We start from the raw sequence: 26303 nt of genomic DNA, 5'->3' as shown, positions 1-26303 counted from the left end.
GCAATCGCTCGAAAACAATCTGCACTGAATTCGCCGGACATGAAGCCTCGCCGCCTGTTCTGATGGATGTCTATCTCGGGTGAAGTACAAAATCCCCGACAGGGAATGTTCTTCAAAGCTCATTCCATTTTAACCGGCGGCAGGCAATTGAATAGAGACGATTCGGTCAGTTTCTACGTCAGTGCCTGCAACAGGATCGCGAGCAGAATCACCAGGAAGAGGATCACCTGCCCTAATACATCCTCCCGATCCGCCTGTGCAGGCAACCGTGGAGGAGTGAATGGAACCAGCCGAGGAGTCTTTTTGTTTAATAAATTGCGCATTGCGGTGCCCTTTCGTAATGGAAACCATGAGGCACCTCGAGGTGTTTACCGGATTAGAGGAAGCAAACAGCATGCCAGTTAGTCTACGGTGAGTGCTATTCCTGATGCACTCATCACTTAGGACTGATGCGATCTGCTGGAGGCTCTGAAAAGTGTCAGCCGGGCGCGACGCTGTCACCTGCAGTTCACATCCGGTCTCCCTTGAAACGCATCTCCGGCAAGTCGGTATTCCTGTTGCCGGGTTTGGCATGCGCTTTGCCTTTCTTCTCCTGCAGCAGATCAATTTTTAAGGAGGATCACCATGGTGTGCCGTCTGGATGAGCGAGAGACAGGCTTGTACTGGGGCCTGATTCTAACCTGCGGCGCACCATGGTCTGTTTTACCTTCCGGCAGCCACCATCAACGTGGGGTGACACTGTCAACGGCAGTTGACAGTCCGCCCCTCACTCAAGCAAACGGGGATGACATGTCAAACAATGGAGTGGCGACGGATTCCATCACACTGACGAAATCAAGCGTGGATGATCTGCTGAAAGACACGCAATTTCTGCAGCTCACCTGCCAACAGGATCGGGAACGGATCTCGATCACGGGACACCTCAAGACGTATTATTCGCTGCAGCTTTTATTATCGGCAATCAGTCTGCAGCACTCCGGTCCGGAATCTGCCGCTGTTGCTCTGCATGTCACTGTTGGTGCAGCACAGACTCAATTCGAGACACACTTTTCTAAACGGGAACATCACCATGATCAGCAACTCTCGTCAGGTCACTGTTAATGCTGCTTTTCTCAAAGAGATCAAAGAGGACAATCTCAGGCTCTACAATCTCATGGAAAATCTGCGTACTTTCTGGCTGGTCCCCGATCCGTTAATACTCAAACCGGAATGGTTCAGCGTGCTCGTCAATGAGCTGAGAGACCAGCTGGCGATGCATTTCGCTTTGGAAGCCACCTTCGGCTATTTCGATCATGCAGACCAGGTCGATGCCCTCACCGCTGCTGAGTCACAGCGGCTGAGGGATCAGCATGAAGATTTATACCTGGAAATCGCATCGATCGCCGAGCAGGTTGAAGAGGCGTTATACCCGGAATGGAATCAAACCACTTACGCGGCACAGATCGAACGTTTTGATCAGTTCTATCAGAAGTTTCAGCAACACGAATCGGCAGAATTCGATCTGATCATGTCAGCTTCATACGAAAATTTTAAGCGAATGTATCATTCAGGCGTTTCCAGTAGAGCAGACTCGGCACGCTGGTGAGAAAACTCCTGATCTACTGCACCACCGAGATTCACTTCAATCGTTGAAACCGTTGTTCTCTTTCCCAAAGGATTTTCCAATGAGAAACTATGATTTTGAATGTGTCGCCACACAGATCAACTGTGGTCCCGGAACCAGAGAGTACATCGAACGCGAATGGGACAAGGCCGTCAATCGCGTCGAGAACTGGATCAAAACGGTCCGCATCTGCATTACAGATATCAACGGTCCCAAAGGAGGCATCAATCAGCGGTGTCGCATTGTCCTGCAGACTCGAGTCGGCGCGCCGATCGTCGTTCAGGAAACCCGGGAACGACTCTCATCGGCCATCAATGTTGCCATCAGGCGTTCCGTGCATACTTTAAAACGGAAAATTTCTAAAAAACGTGATCAGAAAAAACAGACTGTGCACATTGAGACACAACAGGACGAAGAAGGATTGAGTTAAATCAAAGTTATCCGTCTCACTGATTGAAATCCGGAAAGTGAATGGGCTATGATAGAACATTCACTTCTCTGGATTTTTTTAATTATTATATCGTTAGTGGGCCAGTGGAGATTGAGCTCAAATCATGTCTGAAAACTATGAAATATTCGAGGTTGAAGTCATTGCCCCGAATCTGATTGTAATTCCCCAGGGATCGGCCCTGCAGTTCCTGTATAACAACATCCAGATTGAATCCAATAAAATCCTGACCTTGCTGAACGCGCCTGAAATCTCCAATGTGATCATCGATCTCAATCGCGTGGAATACCTGGACTCGATCATCATCAGCTGTCTTACCCGTCTCCTGCAACAGGCGAAACAGTCAGGCGGACAGGCTGTCTTCTGCAACGCCTGTGAAAACATGCAGTACATTCTCCAGAGTATCAAACTGGGAACGCTCTGGCCGCTGTTCGACACCCGCGAAGAAGCCATCCTGAGCCTCAGCTCGAATTAAGCCTTTTCCGTCCGGCTGAAAAAATGCTTCACCGCCCGAAACGGGGCTGCCAGATTATCGTACAGCGAAACGCGCTCATTGTTGCGTTGAAAGAGCATCAGCGAAACATCATCGGCGGCGTTAATCCGCTCCTGGTCCGGATCCAGCAGCTGAAGCAGTTCCGGAATCAGACGCTCCGGCTGACTGCAGTCGAGTTGTGAGAGCAGTCGCAGTAGCCCCGCTTCACCCAGCAGACTCCCGTCGGACTGTTTGAACTCCAGCAATCCGTCGGTGAAACAGAGCATCAGATCCTCACGACCCAGTTTGCAGGATTGATTCGAATAATTTTGTTCGACCGTGATCCCCAGGGGAAAATTACGCTCGACTTCGGAAGCCCCCTGTTCGCTGCCAAAGGGGATCCACCTTTTGCGCTGCGCCTGGTAGATCAGGGGGCTCGGATGACCGGCGTTGCAGATCGTGAGTGTCCTGGTGGGAGCGAAGAAGGTTCCAATCACAGCGGTCGCAAACGCTCCCGTTCGGGATTCGGATTCGAAATCATCATTGATAGCTTCGACCAGGGAGGCCTGATTGATATGATTGATGTGGCGCCGCATCAGATTCCGCAGCACGTTGGCCCGGGCCGCGACCACTTCGCCATGACCACTCACATCAGCCAGCAGCAAGCGGGTGATCCTGCCGGAAGAACAGGAGGAAACGTAATACACGTCCCCTCCCGAACGGGAAGCAGCATGCGGCTGACTGTAGACCCAGAGATCGAGCCCCGTGGTCGTCAGTTTACGATCCACGCTCTGATTTCCACCCCAGACTTCCATACACTGCATTCGCCCCGCTTGGGCAATCGCCATCACTGTCGACCTTTACAATTGAGGGAGAGACGTAAGCCAGGTAATAAAACATATTCAGTATAATTTATAGAACCAGCAGACGGTCTGACTACTGTTCAAATCTGACATCAGTAGAACTTAGACAGTCAGCTTCAGGATCGTGGAGGTTCCTGCATGTCTTCTGCCAGAGCCTCTTCAATTCCGGGTGAAGCGAGTAAATCGGCTTTCGGACGATAGATCCGCGTCAGCACATAGGCCACTGCGCCAATCGCGAACGTAATTCCGGTTCCCAGCAGCTGCCAGGGATTGAAACTGACCATAATTCCCGCTGCGATAAGGGTGCAGAGAATGAACAGCAGGGGAATCAGATTCGAATAATGCGAGAGCGGCTTCGTACGGACACCGGATAGAAACAGGCAGAATACCGAACCGGCGGCAGAAATCGACAGCGTCAGTCCCAGATAGGACAGCAGCCCCTGCAGACTGGAGATTAACACCAAAAGCACAGCCAGTGCGACCTGCAAAAGAATCGCCCGGACCGGGCTCCCCCCCTGCATCCGGATAAATCCAGGTAACAGGCCATCATCCGCCATCTTGGCGTAAACCCGGGGTGCGGTCATGATCATACTGAAGACCGAGGTCAGCAGGCAGGTGACGATGGTCCAGCGCACGAAACTCGCGAAAGCGATTCCCCCGATGAATTCCGCCGTAATGGTCGCCACATCCGCCTGACCTTTAATCTCCTCGGGCGGCGGTGCATACACGAAAACCGCGTTCAACAACAGATAGAGTACCATCACGATCCCGGTGCCGGCAACCATCGCCCGGGGAATCGAGCGATTCGCCGCTTCGACTTCATCCGCCACATAGACCGCGGCATTGAAACCCGAATAACTCAAAGAAATCCAGACCAGAGATCCTGCGAACGCACTGACCAGCGCCCAGCCGGTCAACTCGACGGTCGGCGCAGAGACGCCGGGCATCGTCTCACTGGAGAACTGAGCTGCAGCAAACATCAGAATGGCAGACAGCAGTACCAGTTTGAGCACCACGACCGAATTCTGTACCAAAGCTCCCAGTCGTGGATTCCTGCCATGAAACACGCCGGCCAGCAGAATCGAACAGACCGCCAGCGTCCCCGCCGGCATCCATCCGGGACGCGTGCCTTCCGGCAGGACATACGCTTCCAGCGCAGTCGCAGCAAACGCGATCGCACCGGAAAAGCCTGCAATCAACGACACCCAGCCCGCGATGAACCCGAGTAACGGATGTGCGGCTCTCGACAGAAACAGATATTCGCCCCCCGATTCCGGCATGGCTTTAATCAGCTGCCCATAACTGAAGGCGCCCGCAATCGCGATCAATCCCCCCGCTACCCAGGCGAGAACTACCAGTCCGGGAGATCCCAGATCCATGAGCGAGAAACCGGAGGTCGTAAAGACTCCGGCTCCAATCATATTCGCAATGACCAGAAAGGTCAGTGTCCAGAAACCATATCTCTTCGTCATCGACTCGCAGGGCTCCCCGGGAAATCAATCAGGGTTTCAGCAGAAGCAGTACTTCCTGTCACTTCTGGTTTGTCATGCGAAATTCTACACGCCTCGGGTACAGATAATAACTGATGAATCGAAAATAGATCGAAAAACGAGCCAGATAAAGAATGTCCACTGAAAACAAAGCAGGCAGTCACGTTTCTGCCTCAGATCAGCAGTTCAATCCCATTCCCGGGCACAGTACTGAATTCGACTTCCCCGTTGTGAATGCGAACTCCCCGCGCCACGTCTTCCGCCAGCAGGTTGGCCCCATCGAAGTCAGCATAGTCGAGTAACGGTAGCAACTGCGCTGCAGCCGAGATACCGACCGTCGATTCAATCATACAACCGACCATCGTTTTCATTCCCAGTGCGCGAGCCTGCTGCAACATCCGGCTCGCAGGCGTCAATCCGCCGCATTTGCACAGCTTGACATTAATCCCGTGAAACAGACCTTCACAGCGGGCCACATCCTCTTCGGTTCGGCAGCTCTCATCCGCAATCACGGGCAGCGCACTCTGCTCAAAGACTTCCCGCTGCGCAGCAGGAGATGCATCGGCCGGCAACGGCTGTTCGATGAACTCCACTCCCAACTCCCGGAGTGCATGCGAATTCGTTATCGTCTGCTCCACGGTCCAGGCACAGTTCGCGTCGACACGAATCGTCGCGTCCGTCACTGACCGCAGAGCCTCCACAATCTCCAGATCGTGCGGCGTTCCCAGCTTGATCTTGTAGACAGGCCAATCGGGCTGATCACGATATTTGCGAATCATTTCCTCAATCGAGTCGATGCCCAGGGTATAACTCGAACGGGTCTCAGCAGTCGTGGTTAGCCCCAGGATTTCAGTCGTGCGAATTCCCTGAGCCTTGCCGTATAGATCGTAGGCCGCTCCATCGATGACGGAAAGCGCAAACCGGTCTGCAGGAATGACAGCCTGGCAGACTTCATACAGCTCTCGCGGATGCATCAACGGCTGATCTGCGATCGCATCGTGGACCAGGCTGAGCGCCGCTTCCAGCGATTCGTACGTGTGACCATAATAATTGTTGCAGGTAACTTCGCCAAATCCGCTCACACCGTCCTGCATCAGACTCACGATCAGGCACTGCTGATGGTGCAGCGTGCCACGGGCGATCGTGAAGGGATCTTTCAAAGGCAGGCTGACCCGCCGCCATTCCAGTTTCACGCGAACAGCCTCCCTCTCAGATTCAACACGGCATCAACCAGGAGATCCGGTCCATCGCGGTAGACATCACAGACCGGTAAGCCCAGTCGTTGCTGCACCTGCTGTTTCTCGATGTCCGCTTCTGCTTCAGTGAGATTGCGACCGTTCATGGCAACGCCAATCACTTCCGCGGGGAACCGTTCCGAAGCGAGCTGCTCGTAAAGTTCCCGGTAGCGTTCCAGTGACTTGAGTGGCACATGCGGCATTGCTTTCACATGGGGACGGGCTGCTTCGTAACAGAGAATCAACCCCTGCGGTGCACAGCCATGCAACAGACCCAGTGTCACCGCCGAAAAGGCTGGATGTGTGATACTCCCCTGCCCTTCGATGAGTAGAATCTCATGCTGTTCATGCTGCAGCACCATCTCCTCCACGGCTCCGTTGACAAAGTCGGAAACGACACAGTCGACAGGAACGCCGTTCCCCTTGATCATGATCCCCGTCTGTCCCGTCGCCAGGAACTTCGCATCCCGCTGACGCTGCTGCAGACCCCGTTCGAGTTCGAGCATCGTCACCATTTTGCCCACGCTGCAATCCTGACCGACAGCGTGAATCCGCAAACAGCCATCCCGAAACTCGGCACAGCGAGCCGTCTGGCGATGCTGGTTCCGGCGGACATCAATCAGCCGACTGCCAGTCCGCTGCGCCGCCTGGCAGAAATCTTCGTTCTCAACCAGAAACTCGTGCAGACCGGAAACGATATCCAGCCCGCGGTCCACACCTTCCGCGATCACCCGGCTCAGTGATTCCGGCATCTGACCGCCTGGAGGTGAAATCCCGATAAACAGTGCATCGGGAGAGGCCACATCCGACAGCGAACCAACGACCGGAGTGCTTCCCCCAACGCCATACAGGTCCTGGGTGGTTTTCCCCTGGTGCGCCGGATCGATCACAGCCAGACAGTGCTCGCCCCGGTAGCGGAGCAGGCTGATGGCGGTCTTTGAGTTCGACAGCGGGGCATCATCACCGACTGCGATCGCAATCCGGCGGTACTCATTGATGATGTCCAGTCCAGGCACCGGCGTTTTTTCCACGGCAGGTACAACGGTATTCATAGCGTGATCCCCAAAAGAGATAAGTTAATAATGAAGCGTGAAGAACTTTAATGCCTGAGACGTGGTAGCACTCAGGGAGTAGACGGCTTTCGCAGCGCCCGTCCAGCAAGGGCACCGGTCGGCGTGCCTCCATGGACGGCGGCCACCCCATTCACAAAGACATACCGCATGCCTTCCGCGTACTGATGCGGATTTTCAAACGTCGCCGTATCGATGATGGTTTTCGGATCGAAGACGACGATATCCGCCGCCTGTCCCGGTTTGAGAAATCCTCGATCGGTCAATCCCAGGATCTCAGCCGGCAGCCCCGTGGCACTGCGAATTGCCTGGTTCAATGGCAGCACCTGTTCGCGAATCGCGTAATGGCCGATCTTACGGGGAAAGGCACCATAATTTCGTGGATGTGGACGCGTGGCATCAGGAATCATCACCCCGCCATCCGAGGCGGTCGCCACCCATGGATGCTGCATCGCCATGCGGACTTCCTCTTCATTCATGGCGAAGTTCACAATCTGCGCTCCCCCGTTGCGAATGATTTCCTCTGTAATCTGCAGCGGCGATTTCTCTTCCTGTTTCGCAATCTCGCGCAAGTGCCGACCCACCCATTCCGGTCGCGGGCCATATTGAGCAATCACGATCTGCTTGCCGTCTTCTTTGATGCGCAGGCTCTGGGCGACCGCAGCCCGGATCTTTTCACCGACATCTGCTGTATCCAGCCGCTTGACCAGTTCTTCTCTCCCGCCGGACATCGACCAGGGGGGAAAGACCGTTGCAGCCAGCGAGGTACTCGCAGCGATATAGGGATACTGATCGGCGGTCACCCGCTGACCTGTCTTGCGGGCCTGTTTGATCATATTGATCGCCAGACGCAGGTTGCCCCAGTTCGGGGTCCCCTTCACTTTCATATGGGAGAAGTGCACCGGAACTTCTGCCTCACGACCAATGCGAATCGCTTCCTGATAGGAACCGAGCAGTCCGTCCTCCTCACCGCGAATGTGGCTGGCATAAATCCCCCCGGCTTTACCAATCACGCGGGCGAGCGCGATCAGTTCTTCCGTGTCCGCGTAAGTGCTGGGAGTATAAATCAGGCCGGTCGACATCCCCCAGGCCCCTTCCTGCATCGCCCGGGCTGCCCGCTGCTGCATCTCCTGCAGTTCCGCTTTGGTCGCTTTGCGATTGACCTTGCCAATCACCTGCGAACGCAGTTCACCTTGAGGCAACAGATGCGCTACATTGGTTCCCGCGCCCGCCAGATCGACTTTGTCATAGAATTCTTTGACTTCGATGGGCCCCATCCCGCAGTTACCGGTCACCGATGTCGTGCAGCCCTGCATCAGGTAGTTCACCGCGCCCCGGGCCTTGGGATTGACGATGCCCCGATCACTGTGAGTATGCAGGTCGATGAATCCCGGACAGACAATCAGTCCGCTCGCATCGATGCGGGTCTCGCTCGCCGGCCCCTTACCGGGTCCGACGGAAACGATTTTCCCGTCCCGCACCGCCACGTGTCCCTGCTCAATCACCTGACCGGTTCCGTCGTGCAGCGTGCCGTTTTCGATTACGTAATCCACCCGCTCCGCAGCAACACCGAGTGACGGTAACAACAGCGCCAGCAGCAACAGGCTACGCAGAACGATCGCAGGTCTCAAAGTCACGGGATTACCTCTACAGTCATTACGAACAGTGGGTGCGCTTCAGCAAACGTTGATTCATGCGCACCACTTTACCGCCGGACGCTTGTCAAACAATCCGAGAATGCGCAAACTGATATCGAATTTGCGCACACCCGATTTTTGCCTGTTTGAGACCGTTACATGCCTCGCCGCCCCCGATCGCCGGCTTTGAAGATCCCTGATAACAGACAGATCGCGCTGTTGATCGACCCGGACGACACCTGGGGCCGCAGCGTGATTCAGGGCATCGCATCGGTTGTGCGGAACGTCTTACCCTGGAGTCTATGGATTGCGCCCCGCGATCGACAGTGGCGGTTACGCGTTCCCCGCAACTGGCAGGGGGACGGCATCATCGCGGCGATTCGTGATGAAAAAACAGCCGAACATGTCCGCGGCCTCCAGCTCCCCACGGTGAATGTTTCCTACTGGGAACAGGATGATCCGGACTGGTACCGCGTCCGCACCGATGATGCCCGTCGGGCCGAAATGGCTTTCTCGCATTTTCGCGAGCGAGGCTTCCGCCATTTCGCCTATTATGGCCCGCCCAGTCAGCGGTATTCCCCCTCGCGGGGCGAACGCTTTCTGGAGGTGGTCGAGGCTGCAGGACTGGACTGTGATATGTTCCACAGCAAATCCTTCTCCCGCGATAAAACCTCCCTCCAGGAACGTACACTGCACTGGTTACAACAGGCCCCCCGACCACTGGCGGTCATGGCGGCGGACCCACATGCTGGTGTGTTGTTAACCGAAGTCTGTAATGCTGTCGGCTTCCGGGTGCCGGAAGAAATCGCGATCCTGGTCGCGGATACGGATGAATTACTCTGTAATATCTCCGCACCGCCGCTCTCCAGTATAGTCCTCGCCAGTGAGCAGATCGGCATTAACAGCGTTCGCATCCTCGAAGCCCTGCTGGCGGGCAAGCGGGTCAAATCAAAGTCGCTGGCCCTGCCCCCGCTGCACGTGATCGAACGACAGTCTACTGAAATGCTGGCCATCGACGATCCACTGTTTGTGGATGCCCTCCGCTTCATCCGCGAACACGCTCATACCGGAATTCAGGTCAGCGACGTCCTGCAGGCGGTTCCGCTTTCGCGTCGTTCCCTGGAACAGCGCTTTCGCCAGCTCTTAAACTGTAGTCCCGCAGACGAAATCCGCCGGATAAAAATGGAGCGGGTGAAACAGTTGCTGATCTCGACCGATAAAACCGTCGCCCAGATCGCAGGTTCTTCAGGCTTCTGCAGCCCGGGACAACTCTGTTTCGTTTTCAAAAAGCAGATCGGCACAACTCCACTCGAATTTCGCAGAAGCCAGCGATCAGAGAACTGACACGCTTCAAGGGTAGGTTTGCACCAGTTTGAAATTCTTGTCTTCGCGAATTTCGTAGAGCAATTTTCCGCTGGCCGCATACTGTCTGCAACTGACACAATGCCCGTGGACGCATTCCATCTCTTCAACCAGATTCCCGTATTTATCACGTCGGACACACGTCCCGTGTAGTTTACCGGTAGAATCATAACAGGCTTGAAACACTTCACCTGACTCGGGATTCACTGCCGTCGTCATCGGCTGACTTTCGAACGCAGGAGTCAAAGTCAATGAAATCACTGCCAGTAGCACAATACATAGGAAGTCGCACCGCATATCATTTCCTTCATAAAGCCGGCCCCTGCCATGGTCGATCGCGCTACTCCCACAACAGGCTCTATTTCGGGTACCACCTGTCACTACATCAGGCTTAAGCAGGGTGAGAAAAGGACCCTCTGGAATTCTTGGAAAAACTTCGAATCCCAGAGGGCAGGCACCCAACGCCTTAACGAAACATCGAGACGGTATGCGGCAAGAGCGACGCTCCTGCCGTTATAAGAACGGGTTTAATCACGGAGTTTTCACCTGCAATCAGGAGCACAGAGACATTGCTTTGCGCAAACTCTAGCTTTTCTGCTTGCATCAGTATTAACACATGGGTACAAAGGCTTATGAGAAATGAGTTTAAAGGTACAGCATCCAAGTAACTGATAACGTTCTCCATCAGACCTGCCGTCACTGATTTCGGACAAGCCGAGTCACAACAGGTGCTGCTCACTGAATTAGGTTTCACGAGCAGGCTGATTTGTGACAAAAAAATTCATTCTTTATCAAATTTATTCCGAAACTGTTCTCTTCAACAGATTTACATTCTCGCCATGAATCTGGAATCCATCTCGACCACTCTCATTTATCATGCCTCACTGGGAGATCCGGAATCCCGCAACAGGTTAATGAAACTCTCTGAATGGGTTCTGTTCCGCATTGCCAGCCGCGTTCTGGATAACAGACAGGATGTGGAAGATGCGGTTCAGGAGACGCTGACCGTCATCGTCAAGGTGATGGCCGAGCAGGACCTCCGCCTGGAACATGGTCGGCACAGCTTCATTCGCTTGCTGAAAAGCTGCCTGCGGAATGTCGCTGCGAATCAGATTCGCAAAAAACAGGTCGTCCCCATCGGTGGCTCTGATAACCTCAACCAGATCCACAATCTGATCGATGACAACATCGAAACTGTTGAAGAAAAACGGGATATCGCCGAGGGGCTGATTCAGCTGGCCGGGCTGTCCGAAAATGAAAAACAGGTGCTGAGCCTGTACTTTCTCTCCGGTAAACTCCCTCGAGAAATTGCCGAGGAGACAGGCCTGTCGTCAGCGAATGTCCGTCAGATCCAGTCTCGGGCACTCCGCAAAATTCGTGACTTTCTGGGGGAATCCTGAAAATCACGAATTTCCCGGCCATTTGATGTCACATTTTCCCCCTACTTAACACAGTTACTTAAGGAAGACATTGTTGACTGTTGTTAAAACTTTACTGAGGACCCGGACTGGTGGTTAACTCCAATCCCTCCGAATGCCCCAATCTGGCGACGCTTTCAGACTATAACCTGGGCAAACTCGATTTAAACGAGATTGATTCCCTTTCCCGGCATTTCAGCAGGTGTAGTGACTGCCGCGCGCAACTTGAACTGCTGGATGAGGAAACCGACGAACTGATCAACAGTCTCAAGGTCCCCCCGCTGTCCATTGGTCACATTTCGCTGGAACATGAAATCGGCGCAGGGGGCATGGGACGCGTTTTCAAAGGCTATGACACACGTCTGATTCGCCCGGTCGCCGTCAAAATTATCAACTCGGAAAAGCAGAAAAACTGGAAGAACCTCTCGGAGCGATTTGAGCGTGAAGTCAAACTGCTCGCGCGCGTCGAATCCCCCTACGTAGTCAAGGCCCTCTTTGCAGGAGAGGAAAACGGCTTTACCTATTTCGTTCAGGAATACGTGGATGGCCAGAATCTGACGCAACGGATGCAGGAACTCGGGTCCTCAATTCCCTCACGGGCCTGTGCCAGTCTGATCTTTCAGGTCGCCTCGGGACTGACTGCCGTTCATCAACTGGGTATTGTCCATCGCGACATTCACCCGGGAAATATCCTGGTAAATACAAAAGGTTATGTCCAGATCGCAGATTTCGGTCTGGCCTTCCAGCCTGAAAAGAATCTGCCCGACGACGAACTGACCTCACTCAGACAGGGCTTCGGACAAATCCATTACGTTGCGCCTGAACAATGGAATGCCGCCCGCAACGCCACAGACAAGTCGGACATCTACTCCCTGGGTTGTGTCTGGTTTTTTCTGCTCACAGGCCATCCCCTGAACCGGGATCACAAAACCCTGGAGATTATCAATCAACCCAGCCAGTTTCAGCAGGTCAATCGGGTCGATCGGAAACTGCTGAAGTCGATGCTGGAGCGCGATCCGCAACTCAGACCCTCCGCCCGGGAAGTCACCGCTGCCCTGCATCATCGCCTGGGAAACGTGGAATCCCTGGAATACATTCTGCATCAAAAGTCTCTCAAGCGTAACAACGGCTGGAAATGGTATGGTGCATTTTTCTCACTGGCTATGCTGATTCTGTTGGGCTTTCTGCTCCTGCTGCCTGCCCCTGCCACAGAAGAAGTTGCCGACAACGAGGTGCCCGCTGCACCTGTTGCGCCTGAACCGCATCAGACTGAATTCGTGCTCCGCTTCGACGGGGTCGATGACTTTATCGAAACCCCCTTTATCTATGACAGCGGCGAACCGATTACCTTCGAGGCCTGGCTGACTCCGGACTGCGAAGAACGCCCGCGGAATATGGAAATCGTTTCCAATGCGGAGACGGCCGGTTTCCTGCTGCGGCTGAGAGACGGAACCATGCCTGAGTTCCTGTTTCACGACGGCATCTATTACGCCCCGCATAAGTATTCGCATCAGATCGGTTGTGGTAAAAAGGTCCACCTGGCTGCCGTTTATGACGGTATCAGTATCGGCATGTATGTGAATGGCAAGAAACAGGGATTGAACTACCCGGTCCGTCGCCGGCATCGCCATTCCCCCATTCCCATCCACCTGGGTGCCAACCCCGATCCCGCGCTGATTGGCCGTCCCGTGGCTGAGAAAAAAGCCTGCTTCGCCGGAGTGTTGCATCAGTGCCGGTTCTCCCAGGGAGCCATCTACCTGGACGATTTCACCCCGGAAAAAGAACTGACGTCCAACGACTCAACACTTTTGCTGTATCACATGCAGGCCAATACCGGGAATGTCGTTCCCGATCTGAGTGGCAATGGTCGCGATGGTAAGATCGTGGGCGCAACCTGGGAAGAATTTGATCCGGACAAAAGTCCTGAGAAAAACAACGAATTTAAATGGCCGGTTGAGAAGCCCGACCCCGTGCTGGTCAATGATTCGCGCGAGCGAATCCGCGAACTGCAACAGGCCTGGGCCGATCATCTCCAGTTGCCTTCGCAAGTGAATATTCCTTTGGGCAACGGCGCGTCGATCGATCTCGAACTGATTCCTCCCGGCGAATTCATGATGGGCACGCTGGATGAAACGCTGAAAAACACCGCAGCTTCGACCCAACAGCAGGAACTCAAATACAAAGTGCTGACGGCAGATTTACCTCAACGACTGGCACGCATCACCGTCCCCTTCTATTTCAGCCGCACTGAAATCACCCGGAAGCAGTTCCGACAGTTTGCCGATCACGCCCGCTACCGGACCGACGCCGAACGCGACGGACGAGGGGGCACCGACTTCAAAGCAGCCGGGGCTGATCCGCAGATCACCTGGGCCAGTGATCTCAAGGGCGTCCTGGGAGACGATCATCCGGTTGCCAACCTCAGCTGGTTTGATGCGCGTAACTTCTGCAGTTGGCTGACACGACAGAATCCCGCCTTCAATTTTGATCTCCCGGCTGAGTCACAATGGGAATACGCCTGTCGTGCGGGCACTACCACACCGTGGTACCCGGCTGATAAAGAACAACTTGCCCTTTATGCCTGGACCGGTGCCACACAGCCTCAGCCCTGTGGTCAACTGCAGCCGAATGCCTTCGGTTTATACGACATGCACGGCAACGTCGCCGAGTGGTGCCGCGACTATTTCTCGAATGAAGAAAGCTTCTCGAACCCGGTTAATAATCCCTCGGGTCCCCATACCGGGACCCACCGCATGCTGCGGGGCGGATCGGCAACTCATTCTCCCGAGTCCTGTCGCGCCGCTTACCGCGAAGGGCGGCTGCCGGTCACCCGTGACGCGTTAACCGGTTTCCGGATCTGCGCCACCCCCAATCTGTCTACGCAGGGACTGGAAAGTCTCGATCGATTCTCCCTGCACTTCAACGGAGTTGATGACTCGGTCGAAGCCGTCTATGACTATCGCCGTCCCACTAATCCCCTGACGATCGAATGCTGGGCTGATATCTCTGCAGAAAGTATGAACGACCAGTTCTCCTCGGCCGTCATCTATGACCTGCATTCGCATCTGCGGGCCATGTACTGCGTGCTCAGGAATCATCGCGTCCACGTCTACTACCACGAAGGTTCTTGGACCTGGCACGCTTTCTCAGCGGAGATCCCCCCCGGCCAGCACCATATCGCCGGTGTTTTTGATGGCACTTCACTTAATGTGTTTGTGGACGGACAGGTGCCGGAAAAAGTGCGGAAAGAGCAGTCCCCCCGGGAAGCGCGCTACCTCCGTTCGCTGCTGCGCATCGGTACCGGCTCTGTGATTGAAGATGCACAGCACCGTGGATTCCAAGGCAATATCTCCCAGCTGCGCATCAGCGAAGAAACCATTTACGACTCCGCTTTCGAACCGCCCCCGCTGCTCACTCAGCATGAATCGACCGTCACCCTGTACCGCTTTGAACAGGGCAGCGGCAACCTGCTCCACGATTTGAGTGGCATGCACAATCATGGCAGAATCATGGGAGCAGACTGGTCAACCGCACCTGAAGTGGACCCGAAGCTGACCAGCCGTGGCATCCAGTTCGATGGTACCGGCTGGCTCGAATCGAAGCTTCCCGATCAGTTTGACGGCACATTGACAATCGAAGCCTGGCTCTCTCCGGAACCCAGCAGGAAACTGACACATCAAAGTGTATTTCAATGGGGATCACTCAGCCTGAAATACCATATGAATCAGGGAGAATACTGGACCTGGTCGCTGCTGGATCCGCGGTCCCAGGAAATTCCTGTCTCGTCGACCTCCAGTCGCGATGTCGCCACCAGTCGCCCCGTCCATGTGGCCTGTCAGTGGGACGGCTCGAACTGGCGACTCTTTCTCAATGGTCTCCCCTGTAATACACAGAAAATGCGGAGCATCAAATATCAACGGGTCAGGAACATCGTCAAAGACTGTTTATTGAAACCACTATGGATCGGCGGCACACCGACGGAAGAAACCGGCACTTCCCATGGCTTCGAAGGCCGCCTGCATGCCCTGCGCGTTTCCAAGACGGAACGCTACAGCAATCCCTTCACACCAGCCGACCAGTTGCCCCTCGACGATCAGACACTCCTGCTGTATCGCTTCGATCAGGAAACGGGAGAGACCATCCCCGATGCCAGCCCACACCACGCGGATGGCAAATTGAACGGCGCCAGTTGGGTTAAGAAATAGGTAGACCGACTACGCACGCTGTGCCTGGAAACGTCGCAGGAAATCCGCATAACCTTCCGGTAGCATTGATTAAAGGCACTGACACCATCTGCAGCGACTCAAGTCCGCTTTCATTTCCAGTCCTGAAACACGCCTGTTTCAATATTTAAGATTATTTAATTTTTCTGTCTAAATTTGATTAACTATTGCACACTTCCCAATATACACTGACCATGTGTTACAACGCGATCATCTACATAACTCCCTGCTTGAACAGATCTGAATGACTCAGACTGTGTTTGAAGACTTATGACAATCGAATGGTTTTGCATACGGGACGCGGAAGAACAGGGCCCCTACACGTTTCGGGAACTGGTCGACATGATCCGCGAGGAAAAACTCTCTCCGGACACCCAGGTCCGTCCACATTATCTGGACGACTGGCAGCGGGCAGACTCGGTCGTGGGTCTGTAATACATGGCACGCAAAGATCCGGAACCCGATCCGGTCACTGCTGATACAGACTCTGAAGTCTCCGCTGAACTTGCCGACGCAGAGGACCTGGATACCTTTCTGGCGAGCCAGGATGAAACCGAAGCGGAATCCGCCCCCCAGGCGGACCAGCCTGGCTGGTTGCGACGGCTGCTCTCGTTAAGAAACAGTAAGATTCCACCGGTTCCCGTCAATACGGAGTACGCTGACAGTGGCTCCGTATCTGGAACAGCGACCGCAGACAGCGACGCCGAAATAGATCAGATCGATTCGACAGATTCCCCCCTCGACGAATCTGACGAAGAAGCAGACACCGGTGCCTACTCGGACGAAACCTGGTCGACGACGGTCCGGGCTGCGGTTGAACGCATCGATGCCCGTGCGCCGAAGCAGCAGGAAGAAGAGGCACCCCGACAGATCGTCCCCGCGGTCTCCCTCTCATTCCTTTCCAGCCCCAGATTCAAGCTGGCACTGCTGGTCATCGCAGTCATCTTCTGTCTGAGTGCGGGGACCGCAGGCATGGTCAACTGGCTCGGTCAGGGACAATTCAACATTCCCTTTGTCGGGCCGGTCTCCCCACTGCTGTTCGCCGCTTACACTGCAGGCGGGTTACTGACGATCGCCGTACTTTCGCCGTTACTGCTGATTATCTCGACGTCCTTCTTACGGTGGGCATTCAAAGTCGGCACCGCTCTGGCCGCGTCCGGTATCGTCGCGTACTACCTGCTCTACTGGAACAAACAGCAGAGCCTGGTTTTCCCTTCTCAAAAAGATGCGGAAGCCAAACTTATCTTTCCCCTGATCGGAGAGTGCTCTGCCTTCTCTTACTGGATGTATTTTGCGGACGCCGTCATTATTGTCGCCGTCCTGACTTATATCGCTGCCTGGCTGCTGGAGTCGCGTGCTGATGAACTATAAACGAATGCAATCTAAGTCGGTCGTTCCCACAAATGCCGGATATACGATCGTCGAACTGCTGGTCGCCACCGCGGTCATCAGTCTGCTGATCGGACTGACCCTGCCGGCAATCCAGACCGCCCGGAACTCGGCCCGACAGGCACAATGCCTCAACCGCATGCGAAACCTGGGCATCGCCCTGCTGCAGAATACCGATACCGCCCAGCGGTTCCCCGCCTGTGGCTACTTCGGGGACGGTACTCCCGCTACCTTCGGTCAGTATCGCAGCTGGATTGTCGATATCCTCCCCTATCTGGACCAGGCAAATATCTACAACCAGTGGGACTTCGATCTGTCCTGCAAAGATCCAGCCAACATTCCTCTGGCGGGGCAACACATCGCCGTCCTGACCTGCCCCTCCGATCACAGCGTGATCCCGGGGAAAGGAAACCTCTCCTATGTCCTGAATGGCGGAATTGGATTCACCGCCCAGATTGGAAGCGTGCATAACTGTCCCGTCGATGCCCGTGGCAGAAGGCTCGACCTGAACGGTAACGGCGTGATCTGCCATTCCTCAACTGAAGACGACGGAGCTCCCTCAGACCGCGACCTGTACTTTTACATGGGGCTGTTTTATAACGAAACCTGGAAAGGAGAGGTCCGCGCCGATCGTCATTACACCATGGCAGGCATCACCGATGGTGCTTCGAATACGCTGATGATCTCCGAAAATATTCGGACCGGCTACGATCCCAAAGCCTGGACGGCCAACTGGTCATCCCCCAGTCCGTTCCTGACCAGCTTCTACATCGGCGATCCCTGTGTCAATGGTCGCTGCACCGCAGGCAATGTGGATTACAACCTCGCGAACTCCGGTTCCGCAGCCATCAATGCCGGGCTTGAACAGCCCGAAGGCAGAGCCCCCTTTCCTAATTCCCTGCACACCGGCGGCGTGAATGCGGGCTACTGCGACGGACACTTTTCTTTCTTGTCTGAAAAAATTGACGGCAAAGTCTATGCGGCCCTGGCCAGCCCCCAGGGACAGTCCTTAGCGGGTACTCTGCTCGAGCAGTAACAGCCAGAGGATGCTTCCTGTGATGATCAGCTTCGCAACCACCCGGCAGCCAAGATGAAAAAAGGTGAGTGAGTGACTTTATTATTAAAACCACAGAGCACCCGGCCAGCAAACGAACCGGCCTCGTTCCGCTTGAACCGCTGTCGATTTCTTGCTGTTCTGTTACTGGTGCTGCCCAGCGTCGCTCTCCAGGCTCAGGCTGCTACACCAGAGGAACGGTATGAAAATATCGATACCAGCGGTGACGGTTACTTAACCCGGGACGAATTCACAGCCGGGATGCCCCAACTGAAACCGGAACAGGCCGGGCAGGCATTCACTGTAAGCGACTTCGATCACAATGAACTGCTCTCGCTGGAAGAATTCCAGACCGTGACCGGCGTCACGCCACCAGGCGAACGGGCCGCAGTCCCCGATCCCGTGGCTCCGTTCGTGGCCGAAGCAAAACGCAAATGGGCCGCAATTCAGCAAGCCGCCGATGCCAACGGGGATGGACAGCTCTCAAAGAAAGAATGGCCAACCGGGGCACTCAAACAACAGCTCCCGCCACTGGCCGCGCTTAAATTCTCGATCTGGGATAGAGACCAGAATGGGCTGGTCACCTCCAGTGAAGCAGACCTGCTGCTCGACATTGCCTACGGTATGAAGCACACCGACGGCTCCCAACTGCGAGCCGAGAACGGCTGGGTCATTTACCGTTCTTACCTGACCCGTACCGACAAAAACAACGACAGCCGCATCTCTAAAGAAGAATACATCCCCTCCATTCGCTGGCCGGAAGAAAAAGTGCTGGCGCTCTTCAAGGAACTGGATGCCGATCAGAGCGACTATCTCTCAATTCCCGAACTGACAAAATCAACTACATCCTACATCGATGAAGTCGCCTTCTTCCTCAGAAGCGACACCGACCTGGATGGTTTTTTAAGCCGGGAAGAACTCTTGAAAATCGGTTTGAACAGCGCTTCCGCGGCGCGGTTGAATCATGCGTTCCCCGCCTTCGATGTCGACGGTGACGGCAAGTTCTCGATGAGTGAATTCCGACTGGCCCCCATTGGCTGCTTTTATGTCACCCTGCGAATGTACACTCAGAAAGATCTGGACCATGACGCCCGGCTTTCCTGGGAGGAGTTCTACACGGAACCCGCGCCGCAGCTCATCGGCCTGGTCTGGGAACTCTTCCGGCGATTCGACCGGAACCAGAATGGCATGCTGGAACTGAATGAATATGAGTTTGCGATCGACACATCAAAGATCAAACCCGAGTTCGCGTTCTCCGCGTATGATAAAAACGGCGATGACCAGTTGACCTGGGAGGAACACCTGCCGCTGGTGGCCGGTCTGAAACCCGAGCTGGCGAAGCGGAATTTCCACGTCGTTGATTTTGACGGCAACGGTACGCTTTCACTTGCAGAGTATCAGGCTCTCCCCAGCCTGTTTCCCGGGCGGGATCGTGGCAGCGTTCCCGATCCGTTCGCGGAGCTTGCCCAGGGTGCCCACCTGACCTGGCGTTCGATTCAATCCAGGGCCGACGTGAATAGCGATGGCCGATTGTCTCCTACTGAATGGCCACGTGCCGCTTTGAAACAACAGCTCCCGCCACTGGCAGAAGTTAAATTTCAGAATTGGGATACGAATCGAAATGGAACCGTCTCTCCCGAAGAAGCCGCACTGATGATCGACGTGGCTTACGGGATCAGACACGTGGATGGTTTCCCGCTCCGCGCTGCCAACGGTTTGGTGCTCTATCGTTTTTACATTGAACGGACCGATAAAAACGGCGACCATCGCCTCTCCAAAGCAGAGTACCTGCCCTCCATCAGGCTTCCCGCGGAAAAGGTCCTGCAGAACTTTCAAAACATGGATGCCGACCACGATGAACTCCTGACATACCAGGAACTCGCGACAGCTTCCTCGACGAACATTGATGAATTCAACCTGTTTCTCGCCCGGGATAAAGATCTGGACGGGTTCCTGAGTCGGGACGAACTGGGCACTCATAATTCCAACAACTCCACCAAAGACCGGCTGCCGCAGGGAATGGCGGCATTCGATGACGACAAAGACAACAAGCTCTCGCTGCGGGAGTTCCGTCTGGCTCCGATTGGCGCGAGCTACATCACCCTGCGGGTATTTGATCGTAAAGATCAGAACAATGATGCGCAACTCTCCTGGGACGAGTTCTATGCGGAACCGTCGCCCCAACTGATTGGTATCGCCTGGGAACTGTTCCGACGCTACGACCGAGATCAGAGTGGAATCCTGAACCTGGATGAGTTCGAGTTTCAGGTCGACTATTCCAAAATGAACCCCCAGGCCGCCTTCACCCTGAATGACCTGGACCAGGACAGCCACCTTTCAGAAACCGAGTATCTCGCCAAAATTGGGAAAGCCACCCGGCCGGCTGCCCGCCGGGATTTCCACCTGGTTGACTTTAACCACGACGGCAAGCTTTCCCAAGATGAGTACCGTGCCCTGCCCGATCTGCTGCCCGTAGAAGAAAGAGGTCCTGTCCCGGATCCCGTCGCCGAACTGGCTAACGCAGCCCAGAAAACCTGGCAGAAAATCTTCAAAGCCGCTGATTCCAGCACCGACGGTCAGCTCACCTACTGGGAATGGCCCGACTCGGAACTCGAACAGCAACTGCCCCCCCTTTCCCGGGTGGAATTCAAACACTGGGATGCCAACCAGGATGGCAGGGTCTCCCGTAAAGAAGCGGATCGTCTGATACAAATTGCCTACGGCATGCAACACACGTCTTCTGCTCCGCTCCGCACCCCGAACGGCTGTGTGATGTATCACTCCTATATCACCTCCTCAGACAAGGACGGCGACCAGCGTCTGTCAGTCAACGAGTATATTCGTTCCATTCGTAAACCGGTGCAGGAAGTGTTCACGATGTTCCGGGAGCTGGACGAAGACCAGAACCAGCAGCTGACTTACCGGGAACTGGCTAAATCCCCCCTCGCCAACATTGATGAACTGAAATTCTTCCAGCGTCACGATACGAATCTGGATGGACTGCTGGATGTAAAAGAACTGGCGAAGGTCAATTCGAACGGCGCCACTCCGGGACGGATCCCCCAGGGGATGGCGGCCTTTGACTCTGACGGCGACGGACACTTCTCGCTGGCAGAGTTTCGCTTCTCACCGATGGGCTGCTGCTACGTCACCATGCGCGTCTATGGTCGAGAGGATGCCGATCACGACGGACAGCTTTCCTGGGAAGAATTCTACGATGAACCATCGCCCCTGCTGATCGGCCTGGCCTGGGAACAGTTCCAACGGTTCGATCGCAATCAGAGCAGCTTCCTGGATTTGGACGAAATTGAATTCCGTTACGATCCGACACAAATTCCAGCTGACAAGTATTTCACGGTCATCGACGCCGACCAGAATAAAACGATCAGCTTCGAGGAAATTTTCTCGGAAGACAAACCGGACGCCAGTAACGTTGTGAAATCACGCGATTATGAAATCCGCTTCACGCAGGCCAAACAGCACTTTGCTCAGAGCGACCTGAATCGGGATCAAGAGCTCAGCAGAGAGGAATACGCTCAATTTCACCAGGCCGAGCACCTGGCCGCCCAACAACTTCGCGACGCCAAAGGGTTCGCCAGACCGGACCGCATCGAATGGCTGTTACCGGCCGTCATCTCTGTGAACGCGGTCCTGGTTCTGGGGATATTACTCTTCCTCGTCCGACGCAAATTCAGCAGACGCTAAAACGGCGCAGTTCCGCCAGCCTTTTGCGACAGAGTACATCAATCAGGGCCCAAAAGAAAAAACCTCCCATCACAGATCAGTCTGCATGAGAGGTTCGAGAATGGAATCAGCTGGCTGCTTACTTGGATTCTAATTTGAAATCCAGGGTATTATTCTCATCTTTGACGTCAGCCGTCAGCGTTGTTTTGGTATTGTACTTTTCGGGAATCGGATCTTTTTCGGCTTTCTTTTTCTTGACGACACGACGTTGTGTCACATCTCCATCCTCGGGGGGAGGAGTATCAATATTCACCGTATCATCCAGAGAGGCATTGGCCAGATCCGCTTCGCCGCTGCCTGCCGAGACCTGTCCGTCAGTCGCCTTACCGGTCGTAATTCGCACTTTGTGCGGGCCGACAATCGCTCCTTTGGCATCACCCACATAGACCAGTTCGTAATAGCCTTTCGCATCGGTTTTGCCCGAAGAAGGATTCCCTTTCTCGGGCGAAAAGATAACGATGGCATTTTCCAGCGGCTGACCATCCATTGTGACCACTCCCGAAACCGGAGCCAGGTCAACATCGATTCCTGATCCAGAGCACCCGTAAGCACAGGCAGCCAGAGCAAGCAGACCAAGGCATGTCTTGATTCGTACGTTGCAGATCATGTGATTCCCCCTTTGGTATCCATCCATCTCATCGCGAGACTCAGAACATTTCGTAAAACAGAAATCCCGGTTTCACCAGACTTGATGAAACCGGGAAGCAAATTCAGCCTGGAGTCGACTTAGTATTCTCCAAGCACGTTCTTATCGTTGATACCAGCCAGGTAGACCAGGGTGTTCCCATCGGTATTCTCGCTGATAAATTTGATCCGACCGTCACCGAACAGAAAATGACAACCGCCGGTGTGCGAACTGCCCAGCGACCATTCATATTTGGTTCCGGTCGACTGGTTGATTCCGTTGATCAGGTAGATCGTGGACGGAGTCGGAGTCGCAGTCGCCCCCTGCCAGGTGCGGACCAGAGCCGTATGGTAAGGCCAGTTGGCGTAATTGTGCCCATTATTGGTGTTCGAGGCACCGATCCACAGACCACCGGCCGGAACCCCTTCTGTGGTTCGCTCACCCACCATAATGACGTTACTGGTACCATCGGTGAAATCGCGAATGCGGTTAACGTTATGGTTGTTGAATGCACCTGCATAACAGCGGCCCTGCCCATTCGCTGGATTGATATCACATGGCGAGTAAATCCCCGGATAATTTGACTTGCCCCAGCTACCGATATTAGTGTTCAAGCCTTCCATCGGGTCAGTCGGACAGTTAAATACCGGAATCACGGTTTTGATCAGCGGTTCCTGCGGTGGCGTTCCCGTGTAGTTGGCCCGCCAGGGAGTATTCATGTTGATCTGGTTGTAGATCGTGGCCTGATCCATGAATGGCAACAGCATGACCGTCCAGGCGAGATAGCTGTCGGTGGTCACATCATCGGCAGCAGTCCGGCGCGTTTCCACATGCATCTGTGGGAAACAACGATGGGTTTCATGATAGTTGTGGAGTGCCAGTCCGATCTGCTTCAGATTGTTTTTGCAGGTACTCCGTCGGGCTGCTTCACGTGCCTGTTGCACTGCCGGTAATAACAGGGCAATCAGAATGGCGATGATGGCAATCACCACCAGAAGTTCGATCAGGGTAAAACCCCGTTTGACTGTTACACGCCTCATAGTAACCTCCGCATGAAAAAAGATAAGAGAAGGGAGAACATCTCATCTCGTACTCTTATCGACTCCCGGAATTTATAGACCGGAAGCGGGAGGTTCCACAGCAAAGCAAGCGTGTTGAGACAGTATATAAAGCGTTCAGATTCACAAAGCAGAACCTGAGATTTTAATGATGCTGGGTTTTGTAAGCGCTTAATAAAAGTACAAGATATATATTGTTGAAAACAACAACTGCCAGAGAAGGCAAACTTTTCACAGATAACCAGAGAGGCGAAAGCCTGATAGAATTTATAAGGTATATCACTTTGAAGAAGTCATGAAGCGAATTTGAAACATACCTCAATTAAGTAAATTTAAGCTCGGCACTGTTTAAATGTCAATAACATATCTACTTAAGATTTTAGAATTGATCCGAATTTTTTGACCAATGAAAAACTGATTCTTGTATCCAGATTTTCTTCACAATTAACCCTGTTTATAAAGCGAGCATTTAGTAAACAACACTCCCAAATGCTTGTCATCAGATTCGAATCTGAGGCATCCGAAATCAGGCGTCCGGTCGCCATTGATTATTTCGATGTAATCTCGCCTTCCAGTCGAATCAGAACTTCATTACGGCGGAAAGGACCGGGAGTCCACGGTGGATCGTAGCCCGCGTATTCCACTGCATTCTGGCAGACAAGCCCCTCACCACTGGCCCAGTCGCGCAACTTCGCTTCGGCGTTTTTAACGGTCTCCTGATTCAGACGACCGCTGAACCGGATCACCGCAAAACGGCCCCCTTTACGTTCCTGAATCTGTACCGCCTCACTCACAGGCTGCGGAACTGTCTGGCTGTCATATTGCTGCGGAAGGACAAATGCCATCTGACCAGCCACCTGGTCATGCTCAGGCTCCATGAATACGGGAGTGGTCATTGCGACTTTCTGCGACTCCTGATTTGCTCCGTCGATATAACGAAACAGTCGCATGAAGCTGCCATCTTTTCCCTGCGCATCAAATTCACTACTGGTCATCGCCAGTTTCAGATCAGGATATTCTCTGACCTCGAAATCGCCGTCTGATTTGACAACTTCATAGGCGGCTGACTCATAAGCAGAACGCGACGTGATTCTCCAGCCAGATACGAACAGAACCACGACAACAAGAGCCAAAATTAGATAGAGCATTTTTCTTCGATTCATTTCCATCCCACTCCCGGTCTGCCAAGAGACTGATCAGGAATAAATTCAGCCACATCAGCCTAATTATCTATTTTTAGCCCTGCATAGCGGTTTGACCACTGCCCAATCCTGCCCGAAACGGGTTTTGTGGACAAATCAGCACCCAACCTAAGTTTTATCTGCAGGTCGTAAGCGAATATTTTTTGATTTTTGAGATGGTCGAATCCTCGGACGCGACTATGAAGTAGCAACAGCGATAAAAATGCGCTATGATCCCCCCTCACTTCTGCGCTGACCTGCTCACAGCCATTATTTCCATTCTAATCTCATGTTGACTACCCGCCACTTTCTATTTTTCTTAACAGGTTTATGCTGTTTCACAATCAGCTTGCGCGCAGAGCCTGCACAGTTCGAGTCAGAAGCACCTGCAGCCGAGCCTGGTCTCGCTTTTCTGCTCCCCACCGATCAGTTTCTGCGACAGGAGTTAGACGAACCAGACGAGATCAATCCCCTCGTTCCTCCACCACTGGAAGATTCATTTTCCCCGGTTGAACCAGTACCCGACCCCGAAACAGAATCATTGCCGGACCTGAAAACATTATTACGCCCCCGCTTCGATATCTCCGCAGAGTGGGAACCGGAAGCCGATGGCGTGGAAATGATTTCTTCTGACCTCAATCTGAAACTCCCCCTCTACCCGGTATTTGGTCCGCCGCCCCCGTTCCTGACCGCCGGCTATTCCTTTACCCGCATCAACGCACCGGTCCAACTTGACCTGCCCCGGGACCTGCATCAGTTTTCGCTGGGTGTGTCCTGGATGCGTCCGCTGAATGAACGCTGGCTCGTCCGCACGATGTTGAGTGGCGTCTTCGCGACCGACTTTTACAATACAGGCAGCATGGCCTGGCAGTTCCGCGGTGGTATGTTTGCCATCTATCGCCCCAACGAAGAGTGGGATCTCGCCTTCGGTGCTCTGGCCACAGGTCAGGAAGACATTCCCGTCCTGCCGGTGATCGGTGCCACCTGGCGGCCCTCTTCTTCCGTCAAAGTCAACCTGATGCTTCCCAATCCGCGGATCTCGTATCTGATCTCCGAATCCGAAACGCGGCAGCAGTGGGCCTATGTCGGCGGGGGCATGTCCGGCGGAAACTGGGCCTACAATCTCCGCGATGGTTCACCCGAACGTTTGAATTATCGCGAATGGCGGCTGGTCGTCGGCTGGGAATCAATGCCTCCCCGCTCGCCCGGACGATTTCAATCCCCGGGAGCCAGTTATCTGATCGAGGCGGGTTATGTCTTCGGTCGTAAGTTCGAACGGGAACACCAGGCAGCCGACATCAAGATCGATAATACTCTGCTTCTGCACTCAGGCATCCGATTTTAAACGGTTCTCCAATAATTTTCAGGTTCTCCGATTCCAGTCTGGAGATTGCACACAACAAAATATAAAATAAGTTAAGAAACTCGCCC

22 protein-coding genes are annotated in these 26303 nt (G+C 54.1%); 12 read left to right on the top strand and 10 right to left on the bottom strand.

Going from position 1 to position 26303, the window contains the following annotated elements; genetic code table 11:
- Nucleotides 1–173: 173 nt before the first annotated feature.
- Nucleotides 174–323 (bottom strand): hypothetical protein, encoded by a 150-nt coding sequence (locus tag RID21_RS30675; RefSeq protein WP_350195674.1) that lies wholly within the window; start codon nucleotides 321–323, stop codon nucleotides 174–176.
- 301 nt (nucleotides 324–624) lie between these two features.
- On the opposite strand from RID21_RS30675, the gene RID21_RS30670 reads away from it, so the two are divergent.
- From RID21_RS30670 to RID21_RS30655, 4 genes are all read left to right on the top strand, one after another.
- Entirely contained in the window at nucleotides 625–1101 is a 477-nt protein-coding gene (locus tag RID21_RS30670) for a hypothetical protein (RefSeq protein ID WP_350195672.1), read from the top strand.
- Nucleotides 1070–1585: a hemerythrin domain-containing protein gene (locus tag RID21_RS30665; protein WP_350195670.1), complete on the top strand. Its 516-nt coding sequence runs from the start codon at nucleotides 1070–1072 to the stop codon at nucleotides 1583–1585. The genes RID21_RS30670 and RID21_RS30665 overlap by 32 nt, the downstream gene beginning before the upstream one ends.
- A gap of 79 nt (nucleotides 1586–1664) precedes the next feature.
- On the top strand, nucleotides 1665–2033 hold the full coding sequence (locus RID21_RS30660) for a hypothetical protein (protein WP_350195668.1): 369 nt from the start codon (nucleotides 1665–1667) through the stop codon (nucleotides 2031–2033).
- Nucleotides 2034–2157: 124 nt separating this feature from the next.
- Nucleotides 2158–2526 (top strand): STAS domain-containing protein, encoded by a 369-nt coding sequence (locus RID21_RS30655; protein WP_350195666.1) that lies wholly within the window; start codon nucleotides 2158–2160, stop codon nucleotides 2524–2526.
- On the opposite strand, the gene RID21_RS30650 is transcribed toward RID21_RS30655, so the two are convergent.
- From RID21_RS30650 to RID21_RS30630, 5 genes are all read right to left on the bottom strand, one after another.
- Nucleotides 2523–3371, bottom strand: a complete 849-nt coding sequence (locus RID21_RS30650; protein ID WP_350195664.1) for a PP2C family protein-serine/threonine phosphatase — start codon at nucleotides 3369–3371, stop codon at nucleotides 2523–2525. The two genes, RID21_RS30655 and RID21_RS30650, sit on opposite strands and share 4 nt — an antisense overlap.
- A gap of 131 nt (nucleotides 3372–3502) precedes the next feature.
- Complete coding sequence (locus tag RID21_RS30645) at nucleotides 3503–4858, bottom strand: APC family permease (RefSeq protein WP_350195662.1); 1356 nt, start codon at nucleotides 4856–4858, stop codon at nucleotides 3503–3505.
- Between the two features lie 191 nt (nucleotides 4859–5049).
- A complete protein-coding gene (locus tag RID21_RS30640; protein WP_350195660.1) occupies nucleotides 5050–6069 on the bottom strand; it encodes a dipeptide epimerase in 1020 nt (339 codons plus the stop codon).
- Nucleotides 6066–7163 (bottom strand): N-acetyltransferase DgcN family protein, encoded by a 1098-nt coding sequence (locus tag RID21_RS30635; protein ID WP_350195658.1) that lies wholly within the window; start codon nucleotides 7161–7163, stop codon nucleotides 6066–6068. Before RID21_RS30635 ends, RID21_RS30640 begins: the two co-directional genes overlap by 4 nt.
- Nucleotides 7164–7234: 71 nt before the next feature.
- Complete coding sequence (locus RID21_RS30630) at nucleotides 7235–8818, bottom strand: N-acyl-D-amino-acid deacylase family protein (RefSeq protein ID WP_350195656.1); 1584 nt, start codon at nucleotides 8816–8818, stop codon at nucleotides 7235–7237.
- 159 nt (nucleotides 8819–8977) lie between these two features.
- On the opposite strand from RID21_RS30630, the gene RID21_RS30625 reads away from it, so the two are divergent.
- The gene (locus RID21_RS30625; RefSeq protein WP_350195654.1) at nucleotides 8978–10162 is read left to right on the top strand and encodes an AraC family transcriptional regulator; all 1185 of its coding nucleotides are present in this window, start codon (nucleotides 8978–8980) and stop codon (nucleotides 10160–10162) included.
- A 6-nt stretch (nucleotides 10163–10168) separates the two neighbouring features.
- Here RID21_RS30625 and RID21_RS30620 read toward each other — a convergent pair whose 3' ends face one another.
- Nucleotides 10169–10477, bottom strand: a complete 309-nt coding sequence (locus RID21_RS30620; RefSeq protein ID WP_350195652.1) for a hypothetical protein — start codon at nucleotides 10475–10477, stop codon at nucleotides 10169–10171.
- Between the two features lie 542 nt (nucleotides 10478–11019).
- On the opposite strand from RID21_RS30620, the gene RID21_RS30615 reads away from it, so the two are divergent.
- The 6 genes from RID21_RS30615 (at nucleotide 11020) to RID21_RS30590 (ending at nucleotide 21969) form a co-directional block, all read left to right on the top strand.
- On the top strand, nucleotides 11020–11580 hold the full coding sequence (locus RID21_RS30615; RefSeq protein ID WP_350195650.1) for an RNA polymerase sigma factor: 561 nt from the start codon (nucleotides 11020–11022) through the stop codon (nucleotides 11578–11580).
- A gap of 110 nt (nucleotides 11581–11690) precedes the next feature.
- Nucleotides 11691–15803 (top strand): protein kinase domain-containing protein, encoded by a 4113-nt coding sequence (locus RID21_RS30610; protein ID WP_350195648.1) that lies wholly within the window; start codon nucleotides 11691–11693, stop codon nucleotides 15801–15803.
- A gap of 288 nt (nucleotides 15804–16091) precedes the next feature.
- On the top strand, nucleotides 16092–16256 hold the full coding sequence (locus tag RID21_RS30605; RefSeq protein ID WP_350195646.1) for a DUF4339 domain-containing protein: 165 nt from the start codon (nucleotides 16092–16094) through the stop codon (nucleotides 16254–16256).
- A gap of 3 nt (nucleotides 16257–16259) precedes the next feature.
- Complete coding sequence (locus RID21_RS30600) at nucleotides 16260–17192, top strand: hypothetical protein (RefSeq protein WP_350195645.1); 933 nt, start codon at nucleotides 16260–16262, stop codon at nucleotides 17190–17192.
- Entirely contained in the window at nucleotides 17182–18246 is a 1065-nt protein-coding gene (locus RID21_RS30595) for a DUF1559 family PulG-like putative transporter (RefSeq protein ID WP_350195643.1), read from the top strand. The genes RID21_RS30600 and RID21_RS30595 overlap by 11 nt, the downstream gene beginning before the upstream one ends.
- Nucleotides 18247–18318: 72 nt before the next feature.
- Complete coding sequence (locus tag RID21_RS30590; protein WP_350195641.1) at nucleotides 18319–21969, top strand: hypothetical protein; 3651 nt, start codon at nucleotides 18319–18321, stop codon at nucleotides 21967–21969.
- Nucleotides 21970–22087: 118 nt separating this feature from the next.
- On the opposite strand, the gene RID21_RS30585 is transcribed toward RID21_RS30590, so the two are convergent.
- The 3 genes from RID21_RS30585 to RID21_RS30575 form a co-directional block, all read right to left on the bottom strand.
- Nucleotides 22088–22615: a transthyretin-like family protein gene (locus tag RID21_RS30585; protein WP_350195639.1), complete on the bottom strand. Its 528-nt coding sequence runs from the start codon at nucleotides 22613–22615 to the stop codon at nucleotides 22088–22090.
- 119 nt (nucleotides 22616–22734) lie between these two features.
- A complete protein-coding gene (locus RID21_RS30580; protein ID WP_149345274.1) occupies nucleotides 22735–23673 on the bottom strand; it encodes a DUF1559 domain-containing protein in 939 nt (312 codons plus the stop codon).
- Between the two features lie 566 nt (nucleotides 23674–24239).
- Entirely contained in the window at nucleotides 24240–24854 is a 615-nt protein-coding gene (locus tag RID21_RS30575) for an SOUL family heme-binding protein (RefSeq protein ID WP_350195637.1), read from the bottom strand.
- Nucleotides 24855–25221: 367 nt separating this feature from the next.
- On the opposite strand from RID21_RS30575, the gene RID21_RS30570 reads away from it, so the two are divergent.
- Nucleotides 25222–26217: a DUF6268 family outer membrane beta-barrel protein gene (locus tag RID21_RS30570; RefSeq protein ID WP_350195635.1), complete on the top strand. Its 996-nt coding sequence runs from the start codon at nucleotides 25222–25224 to the stop codon at nucleotides 26215–26217.
- The last annotated feature ends 86 nt before the right edge of the window (nucleotides 26218–26303 follow it).

Origin of the sequence: Gimesia sp. (genome assembly GCF_040219335.1) — a bacterium.
Classification (GTDB): Bacteria; Planctomycetota; Planctomycetia; order Planctomycetales; family Planctomycetaceae; genus Gimesia.
The sequence above is the reverse complement of the archived record's forward strand: the minus strand, read 5'-3'. Positions and strand labels throughout refer to the sequence as shown.